15 protein-coding genes are annotated in these 20909 nt (G+C 67.7%); 5 read left to right on the forward strand and 10 right to left on the reverse strand.

Going from position 1 to position 20909, the window contains the following annotated elements; genetic code table 11:
• Positions 1-42: 42 nt before the first annotated feature.
• The 8 genes from AADJ04_RS00920 to glnE form a co-directional block, all read right to left on the reverse strand.
• Positions 43-1353 (reverse strand): MFS transporter, encoded by a 1311-nt coding sequence (locus AADJ04_RS00920; RefSeq protein ID WP_341238443.1) that lies wholly within the window; start codon positions 1351-1353, stop codon positions 43-45.
• Complete coding sequence (locus AADJ04_RS00925) at positions 1350-1835, reverse strand: chalcone isomerase family protein (protein WP_341238444.1); 486 nt, start codon at positions 1833-1835, stop codon at positions 1350-1352. Before AADJ04_RS00925 ends, AADJ04_RS00920 begins: the two co-directional genes overlap by 4 nt.
• A 93-nt stretch (positions 1836-1928) precedes the next feature.
• The gene (locus AADJ04_RS00930) at positions 1929-3164 is read right to left on the reverse strand and encodes a cyclopropane-fatty-acyl-phospholipid synthase family protein (RefSeq protein ID WP_341238445.1); all 1236 of its coding nucleotides are present in this window, start codon (positions 3162-3164) and stop codon (positions 1929-1931) included.
• A gap of 43 nt (positions 3165-3207) precedes the next feature.
• Entirely contained in the window at positions 3208-4008 is an 801-nt protein-coding gene (locus tag AADJ04_RS00935) for a DUF1365 domain-containing protein (RefSeq protein WP_341238446.1), read from the reverse strand.
• Positions 4005-5324, reverse strand: coding sequence for an FAD-dependent oxidoreductase (locus AADJ04_RS00940; protein ID WP_341238447.1), 1320 nt, complete (start codon positions 5322-5324; stop codon positions 4005-4007). The genes AADJ04_RS00935 and AADJ04_RS00940 overlap by 4 nt, the downstream gene beginning before the upstream one ends.
• A 245-nt stretch (positions 5325-5569) precedes the next feature.
• Positions 5570-6157 carry a glutathione peroxidase gene (locus AADJ04_RS00945; RefSeq protein WP_341238448.1) on the reverse strand — a complete coding sequence of 196 codons (588 nt, stop codon included), beginning with the start codon at positions 6155-6157 and terminating at the stop codon, positions 5570-5572.
• A gap of 345 nt (positions 6158-6502) precedes the next feature.
• Entirely contained in the window at positions 6503-7714 is a 1212-nt protein-coding gene (locus AADJ04_RS00950) for an HD domain-containing phosphohydrolase (protein ID WP_341238449.1), read from the reverse strand.
• 175 nt (positions 7715-7889) lie between these two features.
• Complete coding sequence (gene glnE / locus AADJ04_RS00955) at positions 7890-10649, reverse strand: bifunctional [glutamate--ammonia ligase]-adenylyl-L-tyrosine phosphorylase/[glutamate--ammonia-ligase] adenylyltransferase (RefSeq protein ID WP_341238450.1); 2760 nt, start codon at positions 10647-10649, stop codon at positions 7890-7892.
• 194 nt (positions 10650-10843) lie between these two features.
• On the opposite strand from glnE, the gene AADJ04_RS00960 reads away from it, so the two are divergent.
• The 4 genes from AADJ04_RS00960 (at position 10844) to AADJ04_RS00975 (ending at position 18606) form a co-directional block, all read left to right on the forward strand.
• Positions 10844-15049 carry a YhdP family protein gene (locus tag AADJ04_RS00960; protein WP_341238451.1) on the forward strand — a complete coding sequence of 1402 codons (4206 nt, stop codon included), beginning with the start codon at positions 10844-10846 and terminating at the stop codon, positions 15047-15049.
• On the forward strand, positions 15049-15867 hold the full coding sequence (locus tag AADJ04_RS00965; RefSeq protein ID WP_341238452.1) for a carbon-nitrogen hydrolase family protein: 819 nt from the start codon (positions 15049-15051) through the stop codon (positions 15865-15867). The genes AADJ04_RS00960 and AADJ04_RS00965 overlap by 1 nt, the downstream gene beginning before the upstream one ends.
• The gene (locus AADJ04_RS00970) at positions 15864-17903 is read left to right on the forward strand and encodes an ATP-binding protein (RefSeq protein ID WP_341238453.1); all 2040 of its coding nucleotides are present in this window, start codon (positions 15864-15866) and stop codon (positions 17901-17903) included. Before AADJ04_RS00965 ends, AADJ04_RS00970 begins: the two co-directional genes overlap by 4 nt.
• Before the next feature lie 73 nt (positions 17904-17976).
• Positions 17977-18606 carry a response regulator gene (locus tag AADJ04_RS00975; RefSeq protein ID WP_341238454.1) on the forward strand — a complete coding sequence of 210 codons (630 nt, stop codon included), beginning with the start codon at positions 17977-17979 and terminating at the stop codon, positions 18604-18606.
• A gap of 71 nt (positions 18607-18677) precedes the next feature.
• On the opposite strand, the gene AADJ04_RS00980 is transcribed toward AADJ04_RS00975, so the two are convergent.
• Positions 18678-19322, reverse strand: a complete 645-nt coding sequence (locus AADJ04_RS00980; RefSeq protein WP_341238455.1) for an OmpA family protein — start codon at positions 19320-19322, stop codon at positions 18678-18680.
• Between the two features lie 169 nt (positions 19323-19491).
• A complete protein-coding gene (locus AADJ04_RS00985; protein ID WP_341238456.1) occupies positions 19492-19656 on the reverse strand; it encodes a hypothetical protein in 165 nt (54 codons plus the stop codon).
• On the opposite strand from AADJ04_RS00985, the gene AADJ04_RS00990 reads away from it, so the two are divergent.
• Positions 19604-20812, forward strand: a complete 1209-nt coding sequence (locus AADJ04_RS00990) for an MltA domain-containing protein (protein WP_341238457.1) — start codon at positions 19604-19606, stop codon at positions 20810-20812. The genes AADJ04_RS00985 and AADJ04_RS00990 overlap by 53 nt on opposite strands.
• The last annotated feature ends 97 nt before the right edge of the window (positions 20813-20909 follow it).

The raw sequence follows: 20909 nt of genomic DNA on the forward strand, positions 1-20909 counted from the left end.
GGCCTTGGTGGTGGGTGAGGTGCAGGGTTGCATTGAGAAAAATCACGGGGCCTGGAACGCAGCGCTGCCGGGCGTGCGCCGCACCACCAGCAGGTACAGCGCGGCAGCCGCCGCCAGCTTGAGCAGGCAGGGCAGCACGGCATACGCCAGGCTCAGGGTTTGCAGGCCGGCTTCGCTGCGGGTGCCGGGGGTGTAGCCCAGCAGGGCCAGCAGCGGCAGCGCCAGCCCGGCGGCCAGGGCCAGGTTGAGCTTGGTGGCAAAGTTCCACCAGCCAAAGTACGCGCCTTCGTGCTGGCCGCTGTCGCCTTCGTAGGCAATCACGCCCGCCAGCAGGGCACTGGGCAGGGCCAGGTCGGTGCCCAGCGCCACGCCCGAGAGGGCGCACACCACGGCAAAGGCCAGCGCATCGCCGCTGCCGAGCAGCGCCGTCCAGGCAAACACGGCCACGGCCAGCAGCATGCCCATGAGCCAGGTACGGGCCAGGCCAAAGCGGCCCACGGCGCGCAGCCACAGCGGTATCGACAGGGCGGCGCAGACGAAGTAGGCGCCCAGGAACAGCGGTTCCTGCGTGGATGGCGCCTGTAACCGGTCTTGCACGAAGAACAGCACCAGCGTGGCCGGGATGGCGCTGGCAATGCCGTTGAGCATGAACACCACCAGCAGGCGGCGGAAGGCCGGACGCCCCCAGGGCCGCCACAGGCTGGCGTGCTGGGCGGGGTGGTACACGCCCTGCGTGCCGGCACCCTGCGCCACAGGTCGGGGCGCGCAGGCCCAGGCCCACCAGCCCAGCACCAGCGTGGCGGCAAACACGCCCAGCATGGCAGGCAGGCCCAGCAAGCTGGGCAGCAGCGATGCCAGCACCACCCCCACCAGGGCCGCGCCTTCGCGCCAGGCCACGATGCGGCTGCGCAGGGCTTCGTCGCCACCCAGGCGGGCGCCCCACGACTGGTGGGCAATGCTGAGCTGGCTGTAGGCCAGGTAGGTGGCCAGCAGGCACAGCAGCGCCCACCAGGCCAGGGCCTGCTGGCCCTGCACGGGCGGGAAGAACAGCGCCCACATGCCCAGCGCCAGCACCACGGCCGACCCGGCCCCCGCGCCCAGCACGGTGCGGGTGGAGCGGCCGAACAGCCGATCACTCAGCCGGCCCAGCAGCGGGTCGGTGGCGGCGTCGAACAGGCGGGCCGCCAGCAGCACGGCCCCCAGGGTAGCCAGCGGCATGCCGTAGGCGCGTGCGTAGTGGTTGGGCAGCAGCACGTACAGCGGCAGCGCCACAAAGGCCAGGGGCAGGCCCAGCAGGCCATAGGTCAGGCCTTGGCGGGCGGGCAGCGTGCCGGGGGTGCCAGGTGCGGTCATGGCGATCCTGCCGTGCTGCGGCTGGCCAGCAGCGCCTGGCGCAGCGCGGGCTCTGACGTGTTGGGCGAGAGCCAGATGCCAAAGAACAGGCGCGCAAATTCAGGGTCGGCCACCTTGCCCACCACCTTGTCGCCCATGCGAAAGACGGCACCGCCGCCTGGGCGGTAAATGCCGGTGAGGGTGTCGCCCGGCTTCACATCGGGCAAGGCGGCTTGCAACGCGGCTTGCCAGCGTTCGGCCTGTTCGGCGCTGAACGGGGCCACGCGCCGCATTTCTTCGATGGAGCGTTTGGCGATGGCCTGCGCGGTGAAGTTGCGCTGGTAGGTCAGCGCCAGCGCCAGGGGCTGGTCGCCGTAGCGCTCAGGGGCAAAGCCGGGGCTCACCCACAGGCGTGCCTGGTACACCTCCAGCCCAAAGAAGCGCATCGTGCCCTGGCCAGCCAGCACCGTGCCGGGCAGGGGCGTGGTTTCGCTGCCCTGCACAGATTTTGATAAAAAAGTGGCTGTAACGCACGCCAATAAAGCGCAAGCAGCTATCTTTTTCATAGTAAATGGCCCGGCGGTGGAAGGAGGTGGTCAGGCGGCGGCGCTGTCGTTCACCAGCGTGTACTGCACGAGGTCGATGTTCTGCATGGCGAACGCGGCTTCGCAGTAGGCGAGGTAGAACTCCCAGATGTGCATGAAGCGCTCGTCAAAGCCCAGCTTCAAAATCTCTGCGCGCTGCGCCAGGAAGCGCTCGCGCCAGCGCTTGAGGGTTTCGGCGTAGTCCTGCCCAAAGGCGAATTCGTCCATCACGCGCAGGCCTGCTGCTTCGGCCTCGCGGCGGAATTCGCGCGGGCAGGGCAGGCAGCCGCCGGGGAAGATGTACTGCTGGATGAAATCGGTGGAGCTGATGTAGCGCTTGAACAGCCCGTCGTCGATCACGATGCTCTGGATGCACGCCTTGCCACCGGGCTTGAGCAGGCGCTTGATGGAGGCAAAGTACGTGGGCCAGTACTCGCGCCCCACGGCTTCCACCATTTCGATGGAGCAAATGGCGTCGTACGGGCCGTCGTTGATGTCGCGGTAGTCCTGCAGGCGCAGGTCGGCCTGGCCCGCCACGCCGTGCTGCGCCATGCGCTTGCGGGCAAACGCGAGCTGTTCGGTGGACAGCGTCACACCGGTGAGCGTGGCGCCGAATTCGGTGGTGGCCATTTCGGCCAGCGCGCCCCAGCCGCAGCCAATCTCCAGCACCCGGTCGCCCGGCTGCACACCGGCCATGCGCAGCGCGCGGCGCACCTTGGCGAGCTGGGCGGTGCGCATGTCACCCCCCGCATCGCCCTCGAACCAGGCGGACGAGTAGTTCATCGTGTCGTCCAGCCACAGCTCATAAAACGCGTTGCCCAGGTCGTAATGCGCGTGGATGTTCTTCTGGCTGTTGGCCTTGGTGTTGCGGTTGAGCAGGTGCTTGATGCGGTACAGCAGCCGCCCGGCCCAGGTGCCGTAGATCACGCCTTCCACCTGCTGGCGGTTGGCGATGAGGAGCTTGAGCAGGTCGGTCAGGTGGGGCGTGGTCCAGTCGCCCGCGATATAGCTCTCGGCAAAGCCGATGTCGCCCGACTTGAGGGCGGCACTGCACACGTTCCAGTTCTTGAAGGCAATGGCTGCCGAGGGGCCGCCACCGGGGCCAAAGTGCCGCTGCGTGCCGTCGGGCAGCTGCACCGTGAGGTGGCCATGCTGCAGGCGCTGCAGCAGTTGCAGTGCGGTGCGCGCGGCAGCGGGCGTGCCAGCGGGCAAGGCCAGGGCAGAACGGGGTGCGGTGGTGGAGTTCATGGCAGTGGTCTCGCAGGTGGGTGCGGAATACGGGTCGTGCATGTCAACGGGTCACGATCGAGGCCGGGGCCTCGGGCTTGCGATGAAAGCGCACGCGCTTGAGCCACAGCTGCAGCGCGTGCCAGTGGATGCGGGCGATGATGGCCAGCGTCATGGCCGGGTAGCCCCACAGCGCCTGGCGCAGGGTGCGGGCGGTGGCGGGTTGCAGGGTGCCGCTCACGCTGGTCTGAATGAGGGGGCCGCTGGCGTCGTCGTAATCAATGCGCACCACGGTGCGGCCCGCGTCATCGGTGCCGGGCGCGGTGCGCATGAAGCGAAAGCGGTAGCCACCCGTCACTTCGCAAAACGGCGATACGTGGAACACCTTGCGCGCCTGTTGCTCCACACCGTACTGCGGGGCGTCGAGCAGATAGCAATGGCGCTCGCCAAAGGTGTTGTTCACCTCGACCAGGATGGCGCGCAGGCTGCCGTCGGCGCGGTGGCAGTACCAGAAGCTCACCGGCTTGAAGGTGTAGCCCAGCACGCGTGGGTAGGTGTGCAGCCACACCTCGCCCGTGGCGTCGTCAATGCCTTCGGCTTGCAGCAGGCCATCCAGCCACGCCAGGGCACCGCCTTGCTCGGCACTGCGGCCATCGCCATGGTCCACGTCGTGAAAGCTGATGGCCCCGCGCCGGTTCACTGCCAGCGCGCCATCCCGCCCACCTTGCGCCAGCGTGCGCATGGGCAGCATCAGGAAGAACGTGCCGTAGGCAAACGCGTGCCTGCGTGGCCGCAGCCGGGTGTGGCGCACCTGGCCAAAACCCAGCAGGGGCTGCGCGGCGGGCGTGGGGCGCAGGTTGGTCATGCGGCCAGCCTTTGGGGTGCTTGCAGCAGCGGTGCCAGTTGGCGTGCCACGGCCAGGCCGGACTTGAGCCCGTCTTCGTGGAAGCCGTAACCCGTCCACGCGCCGCAGAACCAGGTGTGGTGCTGGCCTTGCAGCGCGGGCACCTGCTGCTGCGCGGCAATGGCGCCCAGGTCGAACACGGGGTGGGCGTATTCGTACTCGCCAATGATCTGGCGCGGGTTGATGTTGCGCACCGGGTTGAGCGACACCACCACCGGCTGGGCAAACGGAAGGGGCTGCAGCTGGTTGAGCAGGTAGTGCAGGCACACACTGGTGCTTTCTCGCGCGCTTTCGCGGTCGGTCTGCTGGGCGCGCTCGTAATTCCAGGCGGCCCAGGCAGCGCGGCGCTGGGGCAGCACCGTGGTGTCGGTGTGCAGCACGGCGCGGTTGGGCTGGTAGCGGATGGCGCCCAGCACCTCACGTTCCTGCGCCGTGGGTTGCGCCAGCAGCGCCAGGGATTGGTCGGAATGCGTGGCCAGCACCACATGGTCGAAATGCTCGGTGCCCTGGTCGGTGGACACGCGCACACCCGCAGCGTCGCGCTCGATGCGGCGCACGGGGGTGTTCAGGCGCTTGTCGGGCACACCAGCCAGGATTTTTTCGACGTAGTTGCGGGCGCCGCCGGTCACCGTCCACCACTGGGGCCGGTTGGCCACCTGGATCAGGCCGTGGTTGTGGCAGAAGCGGATCATCGTTGCCACCGGGAACTTCAGCATCTGATCCGTGGGACAGCTCCAGATGCAGCCCAGCATGGGCAGGAAGTACCAGTCGCGGAAGGCGTCGCCAAAGCGGTGTTCCTTCAGAAAGTCGCCCAGCGGCTGCATCAGCGCCTGCTCGGCATGGGCCTGGGCGATGCGGGTGCACAGCCGGTTGAAGCGCAGCAGGTCGGTCAGCATGCCCCAGAAGCGGGGGTTCACCAGGTTGCTGCGCTGGGCGAACACGGTTGAGAGGTTGGTGCCGCTCCACTCCAGTGCCTTGCCGCCACGCGCGCCCGGCACTTGTACCGAGAACGACATGTCCGATGGGGCCGTGGCCACGCCCAGCTCGGCCAGCAGCGCGATCAGGTGGGGGTAGGTGCGCTCGTTGAAGACCAGAAAGCCCGTGTCCACGCCGTGGGTGACGGCCTTGCCCGCTGCATCGGGCAGGGTCACATCCACCGTGTGGGTGTGGCCGCCAAAGTAGCTGCCGGATTCAAACAGGGTGACTTGCGCCTGGCTGCGCAGCTGGTGCGCCACCGAAAGGCCGGAGATGCCGGAGCCGATGATGGCGACTTTCATGGCCGGCCCCCTCTGGCCGACTCAGCGAATAAAAAGGTTGCGAAGCATCCCGAAACGAATAAGAGAGGGAGGGAGGAGAAGCGCTCCAGGAGGGCAGTCGGAACCCGAGGCACCGAAAGGCTTCGCAACGTTAAACCGGGAGAGCACGTACCGCGCTCTTGCAGGGGGTAGAGTGGGGCCCCTTTGCAGAAGTTCCAGAGCTGATCGCGCATTTTTTTTAAAGAAAAGTAAAGAAGGGTTGCCGCTCAGCGGGGCGCCGCCACCGCGAGCTGCTGCTCAATGGCCCGCACCAGGCTCTTGCTGTCGGGGGCGGTCATGCTGGAATAGTTGTCCACCAGCCGGCCATCGCGGCCCAGCAGGTATTTGTGGAAGTTCCACTTGGGCGCCGTGCCCGAGAGCTGGGCCAGTTGCTTGTAAAAGGGCGACGCGTCGGCCCCGCGCACGGCGGTCTTGGCAAACATGGGGAACTTCACTCCGAAGGTGTTTTCGCAAAAGTCGGCAATCTCCTTGTTGCTGCTCTTTTCCTGTGCGAAATCGTTGGACGGGAAGCCCAGCACCACCAGCCCCTTGTCCTTGTAGCGGCTGTACAGCTCTTCCAGCCCCTTGTACTGGCCGGTGAATCCGCAGTAACTGGCCGTGTTCACCACCAGCACCACCTTGCCCGCGTACTGGCACAGCGACTGGGGCTTTTCGTCCTGCAGGCGCAGATAGGTGTGCTGCAGCGTGGCCGGGCAGGCGGCAGCGCTGGCGGCGGCGGCCGGGTTGGCAAACCCCCATAGCCCCACTATGGCCAGTTGGACGACGATGTAACGATGGGTCAGTGCGGCGCGCATGGTTTTCTCTGAAGTGATGGGTAAGCAATTTAACCGCTGAATCATTTTTTGTCCAAGTGAGTTTTTATTTGTACTGATTGGTATAAGGTTGACCTGCGCGTTTGAATTCAGCACGCGTGTCCGACCACCTGGCGGGCCAGGGAGCATCGGTTTTCAAGCAAGAAATGGGTGTAAAGCCCGCCAGATAAGCGCAAGCAGCTATGTTTTTAATAGCTATTGGACTGCGCAGGCGCAGAGATACCTGGGCCCAGCGCCTGCTGGCGACGCGAACGCCCTCCAGCCAAAGCCAGGCGCCGGGTAGGGGGTTGCGAGAGGGGTGCGGGGGCTTGCGGCCGCCGCAGGGGGTCAGACCAGCGGGAGCAGCCGGTCCAGCGCGATCTTGACGCGCACGTCCTTGTGGGCGACCACGCCGGTGATCTTCCATTGCGGCTGCGATGTGTCGCGCGGGATGAACTCGCCCGTGGGCATGCCCAGGCGGTTGGTAACAATGGCCACGCGCGGGGTGGTGGCGCTGATGCCGCGGCGCAGCACCACGCCCACTTCCTCGCTGGCCAGGCGCACAAAGGCGCCGGGAGGGTACACGCCCAGGCCTTTGACGAGGGCGGCGCCCGCTTCGTCCACCTTGTTTTCCTCGTCGTAATAGCTGGCCTTCATGGCCGCAGTCACGGGCATGGGCCAGCGCGAGGCGCGGGGTGAGATGCGCGCGCCAAACACGTCAGCGCGCTGGATCAGGCGGGCCATTTGCTCGCCTTCGGTCTTTTCGGCGAAGGGGCCGGGCTTGCGGTGGTGGTGGTGGCGCACGGCCTCCAGCCACACCTCGTCGGTCACCCCCAGCTCGGCCAGCATCGCCGCCGAGCGGGCGGCGTGGTCTTCCACGGCGGCAATCTGGCGTGCGGTCAGGGGCTGGGATTGCTGTGCGAGCTGGTCTTGCAGCTCGGTCATGGCAATGTTCATGGTCAGGCCCGCAGCACCCAGGCGGCGCACCTGGGCGGGCGACCACCGCAGCATTTCGCGGGCCACCACCATGCAGACGCAGCTGACCAGCATGGCGTGGGTGCCGCTGTACAGGCGGGTTTCCTGGGCCGATAGGAAAATCAGGGCCAGCAAAGTGGCGTCTGGCGCCTGCTCGCAGCGGCGGGCCAGGTCTTCGTGCAGGGCCTGCAGGCGCTCCCGAAAATCCACCGCCTTGGGCGCCCGCAGCACCTGCGTCACGCGCAGTTGCAGCTCGGACCAGTCCAGGGGCCCGCGCTCTTCGCGGTTGCGGGCAGGGGCAGGCGCCGGTGCCGGGGCGCTCATCTTCACAGACGCCAGCTCGCCCAGCGAGGTTTCCGCCATCAGCATTTGCTGCAAGCGGCCCACGTAGGCGCGGTAGCTGTCGCCGGATTCGTCCACATCCACGCACAGTTGAATGCCCATGCCCGTGATGTCGTTCAACGCTTTGGCATCACTCACCACAAAGCCTTTTTGGGCCAGCAACGCGCCATTGGCGGAACGCAGCGCAAAAGGCAGGGGTTGGCCGAGGGGCACCGACTCGGAATTGATGGGGACGAGGTTCATAGGCGGAGGCCATTATCCCGAGAACTGCAACTGTGAAAAGCTTGCAAACCCCCGGGCTTGCCCTGTAGTTCGGGCGTTCAACGGGCTGCAGGGGTGTGGGCTTGTCTATCCAGCTGCAGGGCGACAGGCATCATCCCCGCATCAGATGCAAGTTCTGGCTGGACATGCCGCAGCCTCAGTGCCCGGCCCCGAACACTGCCTGCCACAGCGCCAGCACGGCATCGCGCTCGGCTTGCAGGGCAGGGGGCTCGACCTGGGTGGGGGCTTCGTCCAGCCGTGCGCGGTGTTGCACGCGGCGCAGTTCGCGGTAGGCGTTGGCGGCGGCGTGGCCCACGCCTGCGGGCAGCAGGCCCACTTGCTCGGCCCTCTCCAGCAGGGCGATGTTGCCCAGGTTGCCGCGCAGCTCGGGGTGGGCGCCAGATTGCGACAGCACCAGGTACTGCACGGCAAATTCGGCATCGACCATGCCGCCCGGGCTGTGCTTGACCTCAAACATGCCGCTGGGCACCGGGTGGGCGGAGCGCACGCGCTCGCGCATGGTGACGATCTCTTCCTTGAGCGCGCTGGCGTCGCGGGCCGAGGTGATGACGGCTTCGCGCACGGCATCAAAGCGGGCCTGCAGCTCGGGACTGCCCAGCACGAAGCGGGCGCGGGTCATGGCCTGGTGTTCCCAGGTCCAGGCGGTGTTGCTGCCGCGCTGCTGCTGGTAGTTGGCATAGGCCTCAAAGCTGGTCACCAGCAGACCCGAATTGCCGTTGGGGCGCAGCGCGGTGTCGATCTCGTACAGGTCGCCCTCGCCGGTTTTGACGGTGAGCCAGTTGATGAGCTTGCGCACAAAGGCGGCATACACCTCGGGGGCGCGCTCGTCGTCGTCGTCGAACACAAAGACGATGTCCAGGTCGCTGCCGTAGCCCAGCTCTTTGCCGCCCAGCTTGCCGTAGCCAATGATGCCGAACTGCGGCACCTCGCGGTGGCGGTTTTTCAGGCGGTTCCAGCACCACTGGGTGGTGATGCGCAGCACGCTGTCGGCCAGGGCGCTCAGGTCGTCGGCCACTTGCTCGACGGTGATGCGCCCGCCCACGTCGCGCGCCAGGGTGCGGAAGGTTTCGGCATGCTGGGCACGGCGCAGCAGGTTCAGCAGGGTTTCGTCGTCGTCTTCTCCGGTGGACTGCAGCGACTTGAGCCGCTGGGCCAGTTCGCGTTCAAAGTCGGCCACCACAAAGCGCTCGGCCATCAGCGTGTCGCCCACCAGCTCGTCAATCACGCCGGGGTGCTGCAGCAGGTAGCGGGCGGGCCATTTGGCGGCGCCCAGCAGGGCCAGCAGTTGCTGGTGCACGGGCGGGCGCTCCAGCAGCAGGGCCAGGTAGCTTTCGCGGCGCATCAGGGGTTCGAGCCAGTTGGTCAGGCGCCCGGCAGCTTCCAGGCTGCAGCGGCCTTCGCCCAGCCACTGGGCGGTGCGCTGCACGATGCGGAACAGCCGCGCCCGGGCCTCGTCGCGCAGGTTGGCCACGCGCGGGTTGTTGCGCCACTCGGCCACGCGTTCGCGAAAGTCTTCGGGCAGTTGTTCCAGCAGGCTTTCCAGCTCGGGTGGGGGCGGAGCCGATGCCTTGGGGCCGCCGCAGCCGCCGCCGTTGCATTGCTTCTTCTCGTTGCCGCCCAGCAGGGTGTCGAATTCTTGCGCCACCAGCTCGCGGTGGGCGTCCAGCTCGTGCAAAAAGGCGCAGCAGTCAGGGTAGCCCATGGTGCTGGCAATCCAGGCCAGGTCGTCGTCGCGCGTGGGCAGCACATGGGTCTGCTGGTCGTCCAGGTACTGGATGCGGTGCTCCACCTGGCGCAAGAAGACGTAGGCGCGGGCCATGGCGTCGGCCGTTTCCTGCGGCATCAGCCCGGCCTGGGCCAGGCGCTGCAGGGCCTCCAGCGTGGGGCGGCGGCGCAGTTCGGGGAACTGGCCCCCGCGCACCACCTGCAAGAGCTGTACGGTGAATTCAATCTCGCGGATGCCGCCGCGCGAGAGCTTCACATCGTTGGCACGCTCGGGGTGGCCCGCGCTGCGCTTGGCGGCGTGGTCGCGGATCTGGCGGTGCAGCGAACGCAGCGCATCAAACACGCTGTAGTCCAGGTAGCGGCGGAAAACAAACGGCAACACCACCCCGCGCAGGGCCTGTACCTCGGGGCTGCCAATGCAGCTCGTGGGGGCCACGACGCGGCTCTTGAGCCAGGCAAAGCGCTCCCACTCGCGGCCTTGCACCTGCAAATATTCTTCCAGTGCCGACAGCGAGATGGCTGCCGGGCCGGAGTTGCCGTTGGGCCGCAGGGCCAGGTCCACGCGGAAGACAAAGCCGTGCTCGGTGGTGTCGCCCACCAGGCTGTAGATGGCCTTGACGGCGCGGGCGAAGTATTCGTCGTTGGAGATGCGGCCCCGGCCGCCCTCGATGCCTGCGGTGTCGCCGTCGTGCTCATACACATAGATCAGGTCGATGTCGCTCGACACGTTCAGCTCGCGCGCGCCCAGCTTGCCCATGCCGATGATCCACAACTGCACCGGCTGCCCTTGCGGGCCCTGGGGCGCGCCGTGGCGGCTGTCCAGCTCTTCACGGGCGTGGCGGCAGGCGTGGTCCAGGGCCAGTTCGGCCAGCTCGGTCACGGCGCGGGTGATGTCGCCCAGGGGCGCACGCGCTTCGCAGTCCAGGCGGATGAGCCGTTCCATGACCAGTTGCCGCACCGTGCGCAGGGCGCTGGCCATGTCCACACCCCGCGCGCGCAGGGCGGCCATGGCCTCTTCCATCGTGGCCCGGGTGGGAGCGCCCGGCGGCAGCAGGGCCAGGTCCTGCCCATAGCGGCGGTGCAGCCGCTGGAAAAAGCGCGAATGCTCGGCCTGCCCGTCACTGGGAGCAATGGTGGCGCAGGGGGAAAGGGCGGAGGCAATGTTCTGCATGGCAGGCGCGGCGATCGAAGAAGGCGGAAGGCTGTGGGTGGAACACGTCAGGCGCAACAAGGCCTGCAGGCCGGGCGCAAAGTGCCGGTCAGGGGTGGCAGTACGGGCGTAACAGGGGCTAACACGCTGGCAAAAACCTTGCGGAACCGAGCCCCTGGGGGCGGGTCATAATTCCGGCCACCTTCACGCGCAACATGACCGAATCGACCCCTCGCCCCACCCGCTTGCTCAAAATCGTGGCTGGGTTTGCGCGTTGGTCTTTGGGATTGATGCTGGCCCTGTGGTTGTTGCTGGCCATGGCCTGGGGTGCCCTTCATGGCTGGATTGTGCCGCGAATCGGCGAGTTTCGCCCTCAGATCGAGGCGCAAGCCACGCGGGCATTAGGGGTGGCCGTTCGCATCGGTGAAATCTCGGCCCGTTCCGAGGGGTTGATCCCCTCCATCGAGCTGCTGGATGTGGCGCTGCTGGACGGCGAAAACCGGGCCGCGCTGCGCCTGCCCCGTGTGGTGGTGTCGCTGTCGCCACGCTCGTTGCTGCACTGGGGTTTTGAGCAGCTGTATATCGCCTCGCCCGATCTGGACATTCGCCGCGCTGCTGATGGCCGGATTTTTGTGGCCGGCCTGCCCATCTCGCAGGGCACCGGCGACAGCAGTGCGGCCACCGACTGGCTGTTTTCACAAGGCGAGGTGGTGATCCGCGAGGGCACCGTGCGCTGGAACGACGAGATGCGCGGCGCGCCCGAGCTGTCGCTGCAGAAGGTGGATGTGGTGCTGCGCAACGGCAACTGGCGCCACAGCCTGCGCGTGGACGCCACGCCCCCCGAGGCCTGGGGCGACCGCTTCACGCTGGTGGGCATGTTCCGCGCGCCGCTGCTGCGGGTGCGTGACAGCAATTGGAAGCACTGGAACGGGCAGCTGTTTGCCCATTTCTCGCGGGTCGATGTCTCGCGCCTGCGCCACCATGCCGATGTGGGCATTGACGTGGCGCGCGGCCGTGGTGCCCTGCGGGCCTGGGCCGATGTGCAGCGCGGCCAGATCGTGGGCGGCACGGCCGACCTGGCGCTGGCCGACGTGCACGCCACCCTGGGTGCGGGGTTGCAGGCGCTGCAGTTGCCCTCCATCGAAGGCCGCCTGGGGGGGCGCCGCCTGCAGGGGGGCTTTGAATTTTCCACCCAGGGGCTGCAATTTGTGGCCGACGATGGCCTGCACTGGCCGGGTGGCAACCTCAAGCTGCAATACACCGAGGCTTCTGGCAAGGCGCCTGCGCAAGGCGAGTTCCGTGCCGACAAGCTGGACCTGGCCGCGCTGGCCCAGATTGCCAGCCGCCTGCCCCTGTCTTCCGCCGCCCACGATGCCATTGCCACCTATGCGCCCCAGGGCATGGTGCAGGAAATCCAGGCCACCTGGAAAGGGCCGCTCGATGCCCTGCAGCAATACCAGGTGGGTGGGCAGGTGCAGGGTCTGACGCTGGCCGGGGCCGCCCCGAAAGAGGCGAACCGTACGCTGGGCTTGCGCAACGCCAACGCGGAATTTGACCTGAACCAGGCCGGCGGCAAGGCCACCCTGGCCATCGAGGCCGGTGCCCTGGTGCTGCCCGGCGTGTTTGAAGACCCCGTGCTGCCGCTGGACGAATTTGGCGCCAATGTGCGCTGGCAGCTGGAGGGCGAGCGCATTGCGGTGCAGGCCAGCGACATCCACTTTGCCAATGCCGATGCCCAGGGCCAGGCGCGCGTGTCGTGGCACACCAGCGACCCTGCCCGCGTGGCGCACGGCTCGCGCTTTCCGGGCGTGCTGGATTTGTCGGGTGCGCTCACCCGGGCCGATGGCACGAGGGTGCACCGCTACCTGCCGCTGAGCATTCCGGCCGAGTCGCGCCGCTATGTCGAGCAGGCGGTGGTGGCGGGGGTGGCCAGCCATGTGGATTTCAAGGTGCGGGGCGACCTGCACGAGATGCCCTTCAACGACCCCAAGCGGGGCGACTTCCGCATCGCCGCGAAGGTGAAGGACGTGACCTATGCCTATGTGCCGCCCAGCCTGCAGCCCAACGAAGCGCTGCGCTGGCCCGCCCTGACGCAGCTGGCGGGCGAGCTGATCTTTGAGCGCTCGTCCATGCAGGTAAAGGGGGCGACAGGCACCTTCATGGGCTTGCCGCAAACGCGCCTGACCAAGGTGGAGGCGCAGATTCCCAACCTGGATCGCACCGTGGTGGGGGTGAACGCCGAGGCGCGGGGGCCGCTGTCTGAAATGCTGGGCCTCATGGCCACCTCGCCCCTGGCGCGCATGACGGGCAACGCCCTGGCCCAGGCCAGCGGCACGGGCAATGCCGATCTGCAACTGCGACTGAGCCTGCCGATCAGCGAAATTGACAAATCCAAGGTGCAGGGCAGCGTGACGCTGGCGGGCAACGAGGTGCGCATCACCCCCGACACGCCCGCCCTGAGCCGCGCGCGGGGCGTGGTGCAGTTTTCTGACACCGGCTTCACCCTGAGCGGTGTGCAAGCCCGCGCGCTGGGCGGCGATGTGCGGCTGGAAGGCGGCATGCGCGCCCTGCCTGCCGGGGCGCCGCCGTCCGAGGCCGCCATCCAGCTGCGCGCGCAGGGCGTGGCCACAGCCCAGGGGCTGCAGCAAACCCCTTCGCTGGGGTTTGTGTCGCAACTGGCGCAAAACGCCACCGGCAGCGCGCCCTACAGCCTGGCGCTGTCGTTCCGCCGGGGGGTGCCCGAGCTGCAGGTCAACACCACCCTGCAGGGCATGGCACTGGACCTGCCCGCGCCCCTGGGCAAGACGGCCGACGCCCAGCAACCCCTGCGCTATGAACAAATGGTGGCGCGCGAATCCCTGGTGCCCGTTGCCGCCGGGGCCACGCCGCCGCCGCTGCGCGATCAGGTCACCCTGGACCTGGGCAGCATCGGCTCGGCCACCTACCTGCGCGATTTGGCAGGCGCCCAGCCCCGGGTGCTGCGCGGCTCGATGGGCGTGGGCCTGCCGGCCGGTGAATCTGCGCCGGTGGTGGCCGAGGGCGTGGCCGCCAACATCCGGCTGGGCCGGGTGGATGTGGATGCGTGGGAGCGTCTGTTTACCCGGTCCACCAGCGCGTCCGGCAGTGCTGCAGGTGGGGCTGTTGGCGGTGCACGCCCCGGCGCCACCGCCGTGATGGGCCCCGGCCCGGCTCCGTCCCCGGCCATGGACTACCTGCCCAACGTGGTGGCCCTGCGCGCCACCGAGCTGTCGGCCCAAGGCCGCACCCTGCACAACCTGGTGGCCGGTGGGCTGCGCGAAGGCAACCTGTGGCGTGCCAACCTGGACGCCTCCGAACTCAACGGCTATGTGGAGTTTCGCCAGCCCGCAGCGGGCGACATGGGCAATGGCCGCCTGTTTGCGCGCCTGTCGCGCCTGAGCATGCCGCAGAGCGAAGCCACGCAGGTGGAGCACCTGCTGGCCGAGCAACCGGGCTCGCTGCCCGCGGTGGACGTGGTGGTGGACGACTTCGAACTGCGCGGCCGCAAGCTCGGTCGCATCGAGATCGAAGCCCAGAACCGTAATGCCGAAGGGGCCCAGCGGGAGTGGCGCCTGGGCAAGTTCAACATCACCACGCCTGAAGCCAGCCTGACCGCCACGGGCAACTGGGCCTTGCTGAGCCGTGCCCGGGGCGTGGCCGAGCCGCGCAGCGCCGAGCGGCGCACGGCGCTCAACTTCAAGCTCGACATCCGCGACTCGGGCGACCTGCTGGCGCGGTTTGGCATGGTCAATGTGGTGCGCCGGGGCAAAGGGCGCATGGAGGGGCAGGTGGGCTGGATCGGCGCGCCGTTCAGTCCTGACTTTCGCACCATGGCCGGGCAGGTCAACCTCAACATCGAATCCGGGCAGTTTCTGAAGGCTGATCCGGGCCTGGCCAAGCTGCTGAGCGTGCTCAGCCTGCAGTCCCTGCCGCGCCGCCTCTCGCTCGATTTCCGGGATGTGTTTAGCGAAGGGTTTGCATTTGACTTCGTGCGCGGCGACATGCTGATCGACCAGGGCGTGGCCTCCACCAACAACCTGCAGATGAAGGGCGTGAACGCCGCCGTGCTGATGGAAGGCAAGGCCGACATCGAGAAAGAAACCCAGGACCTGCGCGTGGTGGTGGTGCCCGAAATCAACGCCATGACGGCATCGCTGGTGGCCACAGCCATCAACCCGGTGGTGGGGCTGGGCAGCTTCCTGGCGCAGGTGTTCCTGCGTGGCCCGCTCATCGAGGCCGCCACGCAGGAGTTCCACATCGACGGTGGCTGGGCCGAGCCTCGCGTAGTGCGTGTGCCGCGCCGCGGCCGCGAGGCCACTTCACCGGCTCAGGGGGCCAGCCCCGCCGCGCCTGGGCCGCAAAATGCCACGCCTGAGACCCTCCGCACCGGAGACCCCTCATGATGAAAGTCGCTGCGATCCAGATGGTGTCTGGCCCCCGGCCCGAAGAGAGCCTGGCCACCGGCGGTGGGCTGCGGGAAGAGGCCGCGCAGGCCGGTGCCGAACTGGCCGTGCTGCCCGAGTACTTCTGCGCCATGGGCCTGCGCGATACCGACAAGCTCGCCTACCAGGAGGCCTGGGGCGAGGGCCCCATCCAGAGCTTCCTGGCCCGCACCGCGGGCGAACTCGGGCTGTGGATTGTGGGCGGCACCCTGCCCCTGCGCACCACCGACCCCCAGCGCGTGCGCAACACCACGCTGGTGTTTGCGCCAGATGGCCGCTGCGTGGCCCGCTACGACAAGATCCACCTCTTCTGGTTTGACAACGGGCGCGAGCAGTTTCATGAAGGCCGCGTGATCGAAGCGGGCGACAACGCTCCGGTGCAGTTTGACCTGCCCGCCCGCGACGGCCACTGCTGGCGGGTGGGCTTGTCAGTGTGCTACGACCTTCGCTTTCCCGAGCTTTTCCGCGCCCATGCCCACGCGGGTGCGGATGTGTTGCTGGTGCCCAGCGCCTTCACCCATGTCACCGGCCAGGCGCATTGGGAAGTGCTGCTGCGCGCCCGCGCCATTGAGAACCTGGCTTACGTGGTGGCACCCGCCCAGGGCGGTGTGCACGAAAACGGCCGCCACACCTGGGGCCAGAGCCTGGTGGCCGACCCCTGGGGCCAGGTGCTGGCGCAGCAGGGCCAGGGCCCCGGCGTGGTGCTGGCTGACCTGGACCCCGAGCGGCTGCGCAGCGTGCGCCAGCAGTTGCCGGCACTCACCCACCGCGTTTTATGAGCACCATTTCGCGCGCCATCTGGCGCCGCTGGCGCAGCGCGTGGCGGCGCTGGTCGCTGTGGACCGCCCTGATCGCTCTGGTGGTGTCCATGCTGGTCACCATGGTGTGGCTCGCGGGGCGGTACGAAGCCAGCCAGGTGCAAACGCGGCTGGAGCGTGATACGGCCGATGCTGTCTCTGATGTGCGCGTGGCGCTGAACCGGAACCTGCAGAGCCTGCAGGCCCTGCACGCGTCTGACCCCGGCCTGCTGGCGTGGGAGGTGGAGGCGGCCGAACTGCTGCGCCTGCAGCGCGAACTGGTGCGCCTTGAATGGCGCGACAACGCCATGCGCCTGCGCACCCATGTGCAAACGCCCTACCGCGCCCTGATGTGGGACCGGGGCATGCGCGAGAACAGCCATTCGGAAGCCAATCAGGCGTGCAGCACCGCGCGGCGCCTGAGCGCCCCTGCGTATTCCGGCAGTTACTACCAGCCTCACTCAGACGGGCTCGGCTCCGAGCTCATGGAGCTGTGCCTGCCCCTGAGCGTCAACGGGCGTGCATCGGGCTTTTTGATTGCCACCTATTCGCTGCAATCGGTGCTGGCCGACATGGTGGGTGCCAGCCTCACGCGCAGCCAGGAAGCCTCTTTCACCGAACCAGACGGCACCCGGCTGGCCGTGCTGGGCGCCTCGCGCCGGGGTACGCGCATGTTCACCGCGCAGCAGCTGCTGGACCTGCCGGGCACCACGCTGGTGTTGCGCCTGGACACCTGGCACACCGCGCCCAGCGTGTTCCCGAATGTGCTCACGGCCCTGGTCACGGCCATGTCGATCGCGCTGGTCACGGTGGTGGGCGTGCTGGTGCGCGACAACCGGCGCCGCCTGCGCGCCGAGCGCGACCTGGGCGATGCGCTGGCGTTTCGCAAGGCCATGGAAGACTCGCTGGTCACCGGCCTGCGCGCGCGCGACCTGGAAGGCCGCATCACCTACGTCAACCCCGCGTTCTGCGAAATGGTGGGCTTTACGGCGCAAGAGTTGCTGGGCTACAGCACCACCGCCCCCGCCTCGGCCCCGTACTGGCCCCCGGAGCGGGTCGAGGAATACCGCCAGCGCCAGGCCCACCGCTTTGCCGGAAGCGTGCCGCCACGGGAGGGGTTTGAGTCCGAATTCATGCGCAAGGATGGAACGCGCTTTCCGGTGCTGATCATCGAGGCCCCACTCATCAACGCCCAGGGCCTGCACACCGGCTGGATGAGCGCGTTTCTGGACATTAGCGAACAGCGCCGTGTGGAAGAGCTTTCGCGCGCTTCGCAAGAGCGCCTGCAGGCCACCGCCCGCCTGGCCACGGTGGGCGAGATGGCCTCGCTGCTCAGCCACGAGCTGAACCAGCCGCTGGCGGCCATCTCCAGCTATGCCACGGGTTCGCTGAACCTGCTGGAGTCGGTGTCCGGCGACCAGCCGGTGCCCTCAAGCCAGAACCTGGAAGACGTGCGCATGGCCATGCGCCAGATTGCGCGTCAGGCCGAGCGGGCGGGCCGAGTCATCAAGAGCGTGCACGATTTTGTGCGCCGCCGCGATCAGGCCCGCGAGGCCGTGCCCGCCCAGCAGCTCATCGAGGCCATCTGGCCGCTGGTGAACCTGCAGGCCCGCAAGCTGGGCGTGAGCGTGCGCACCTCGGTCGAGCCCGACCTGCCCCCCGCGCTGTGCGACCGCACGATGGTGGAGCAGGTGCTGCTCAACCTGGCGCGCAACGCCATGCAGGCCATGGACGACCCCACCATCACCCCCCGCGTGCTGGACATCCGCGTGCGGCGTGCAGCGTCCAAAGGGCACAGCGGGTGGCTGGAGTTTTCGGTGGCGGATGGCGGCAGCGGCATCCCGCAAGAGGTGGCCAAAAAGCTGTTCACCCCGTTCTTCACCACCCGCACCGAGGGCATGGGCCTGGGGCTGAGCCTGTGCCGCACGGTGGTGGAGCAGCATGGCGGGTACTTTGGGTTCGCGCCAAACGAGCCGCGTGGTACGGTATTCACTTTCACCCTGCCGGTCAAAATATGACATTCCCGGCGCGGGCTGCGCTGGCGTTCGAGTGGGCGTAACGAACGCAACACCCTCCCAACTGATATTTGCCATGGAACCCGTATCCAACGCGACTGTGTACATCGTTGACGACGACGCTGGCGTGCGCGAAGCGCTGGCCTGGCTGCTGCGTTCGCGCCGCCTGCCCAGCGAATCGTTTGACAGTGCCGAGGCCTTTGAAGCCATGCTGCAGACCCGGCCGTCCCAGCGCCAGCCCTGCTGCCTGCTGCTGGACGTGCGCATGCCCGGCATGAGCGGCCTGGCCTTGTTTGACTTGCTGGTGGCGCGGGGCAGCTTGCACACCATGCCCGTCATCTTCCTCACCGGGCATGCCGATGTGCCCACGGCGGTCGATGCCGTCAAACGCGGCGCCTTCGACTTTTGCGAAAAGCCGTTTTCCGACAATGCCTTGGTGGACCGCATCGAGCAGGCCCTGGCCCAGTCGGGCGAGCGGCTGGCCGAGTTGCGCGAGCGCAGCAGCCTGCAAGAGCGGCTGCGCGAGCTGACCGACCGCGAACGCGATGTGATGGATCTGGTGGTGGCCGGTCTGCCCAACAAGCTGATTGCCGATCAGCTCGACATCAGCGTGCGCACGGTGGAGGTGCACCGCTCACGCGTGTTCGACAAGATGCACGTCAAGTCGGCTGTCGAGCTGGCCAACTTGCTGCGCACCGGCCATTGAGCGCTGGATTGAGCGCTGGATTGGGCACTGGTTCAAAACAGCGCTGAACCACGCCTGAGCGCAGCACCGCCTCAGCGGGCGCGCTCACCCACAAAAATTTCCACGCGTCGGTTGCGTGCGCGCCCTTCGGCGGTGTCGTTGCTGGCAATCGGGTAGCGCTCGCCCATGCCGTCGATGGAAATGCGGCGGCCGTCCACCCCCCGGTTCACCAGATAGTTGCGGGTGCTGGCGGCGCGGTCTACCGACAGGGGGTTGTTCACCGCGTCGCTGCCCGTGCTGTCGGTGTGGCCCACGATGCGCACGTCCGAATACGGGTTGTTGCGCAGGCCCATCGCAAACTGGTCCAGCACCGGCGCAAAGTTGGGCTGGATGTCAGAGCGGCCCACGGCAAACGAGATGTCGCTGGGGATGTTCAGCATCAACTGGTTGTCCGCCGTTTGCGACACGGCAATGCCCGTGCCGCGCGTGGCCTGTTCCATTTCGCGCTTTTGCCGCTCCATGTTTTGCGACCAGATGTAGGTGCCCAGGGCCCCCACACCTGCGCCCAGCACGGCACCCGTGCCCGCATTGCCGCCGGTGGCCGAGCCGATCACCGCCCCCGCCAGGGCACCCACGCCCGCGCCTGTGGCTGTGCGGCGCTGCGTGTCGTCCATGCTTGCGCAGCCCGTGGCCAGAATGACAGCGGCGCTGACGCCCAGAAGAATGTGTTTGCGCATATGTGTGCTCCTTGAAATATCGGTGTGCAAGGGTGGCATCGGCACAGGGTGCGCGGTACGCCTCGCTGCCTGCAATGATCTCGCACAGGGGCCGCGTGCGCCATCAGCACAGGCAGGCAAGCTATGTAGGACAACGCCGCATGTGCTGACGCAGACGGCGCGGCGCGCCTCAGCCGCCTGGCGTTGGCGGTTTGCGATCGTCGGGGGCCTCGGGGTTCGGGTTCTGTGCGGGCAGATCCATCTCGCCGCCTTTGCGGCCCGAGAACATCGTCCACCACACAATGGCAATCAGCACCACCAGCGCCAGCAGCGCTTCAAGCAAAATCAGCCCCATGAAATTGACACTCCTGCGCCTGGTCGTAACGGCGCTGATTGTAGGAACGCTCGTTGCCTGCTCCACCCCGCCCGCGCCATCCCCTTCGGCCCCTGGGGACTTGCCGGCCACCCGCCCCACGGCGCCCATGGCGCTGCCCGGCGACACGGGTCCGCTGCCGCCGCCCCTGTCGCAGCCCAAGAGCCGCTGGACGCCTGTGCGCTGGGCCGAACTGCCCGGCTTTACCGAAGACGCGCTGCACGAGGCCTGGAACGCCTGGATCAAAAGCTGCGAGCGGCCCGTGGCGCCGTTCACCGCGCTGTGTAGCGAAGTGCGGCAGCTCAGCATTGCCAGCGGCGATGAGCAGCGCGCCTGGATGATGGCGCGCTTGCAGCCCTACCGCGTGGAAACCACCGACGGCAACCCCGACGGCCTGCTCACCGCCTACTACGAACCCCTGATGGACGCCGCCCGCCAGCCCGGCAACGGCTTCAACGTGCCCATTTACCGGACGCCAGCGGGCTTTGGCGCGCGCAAGCCCTGGTACACCCGCCAGCAGATCGAAACCCTGCCCGAAGCCCAGGCCGCGCTGCAGGGCCGCGCCATTGCCTGGCTGCGCGACCCGGTGGAATCGATGGTGCTGCACATCCAGGGCTCGGGCCGCCTGCGCGTGATGGAGCCCGACGGCTCCACCAGCCTGGTGCGCGTAGCCTACGCTGGCACCAACGACCAGCCCTACGGCAGCATTGGCCGCTGGCTGCTGGACCAGGGCTACACCCGCGACGCCACCTGGCCCGGCATCCGTGCCTGGCTGGCCGCCAACCCGCAGCGCACCAACGAGCTGATGTGGACCAACCCGCGCTACGTGTTCTTCAAGGAAGAACCTCTGGCTGGCATGGACGCCGCCTTCGGCCCCAAGGGCGCGCAGGGCGTGCCCCTCACCCCCGGCCGCTCCATCGCGGTGGACCGCCAGAGCATTCCCTACGGCACGCCCGTGTGGCTGGCCTCCAGCGGCCCCCAGGTGCAATTGAGCCGCCTGGTGCTGGCGCAAGACACCGGCAGCGCCATCCTGGGCGCGGTGCGGGCTGACTACTTCACGGGCTGGGGCCAGGAGGCCGGAGACATCGCCGGGCGGCTCAAGCAGAACCTGCGGCTGTGGGTGCTCTGGCCGAGGTGAGGGTTTGAAGGAATTTGGGCTCTTCTAGCGAATGCTAGTGATACTTTGATTCCCCATGGCCGCACCCAGCACCAGCGCGGGCTGCAGCCCCGTGGGG

The sequence above is a fragment of the uncultured Acidovorax sp. genome (assembly GCF_964021665.1).
GTDB classification, from domain to species: Bacteria; Pseudomonadota; Gammaproteobacteria; order Burkholderiales; family Burkholderiaceae_C; genus Acidovorax; species Acidovorax temperans.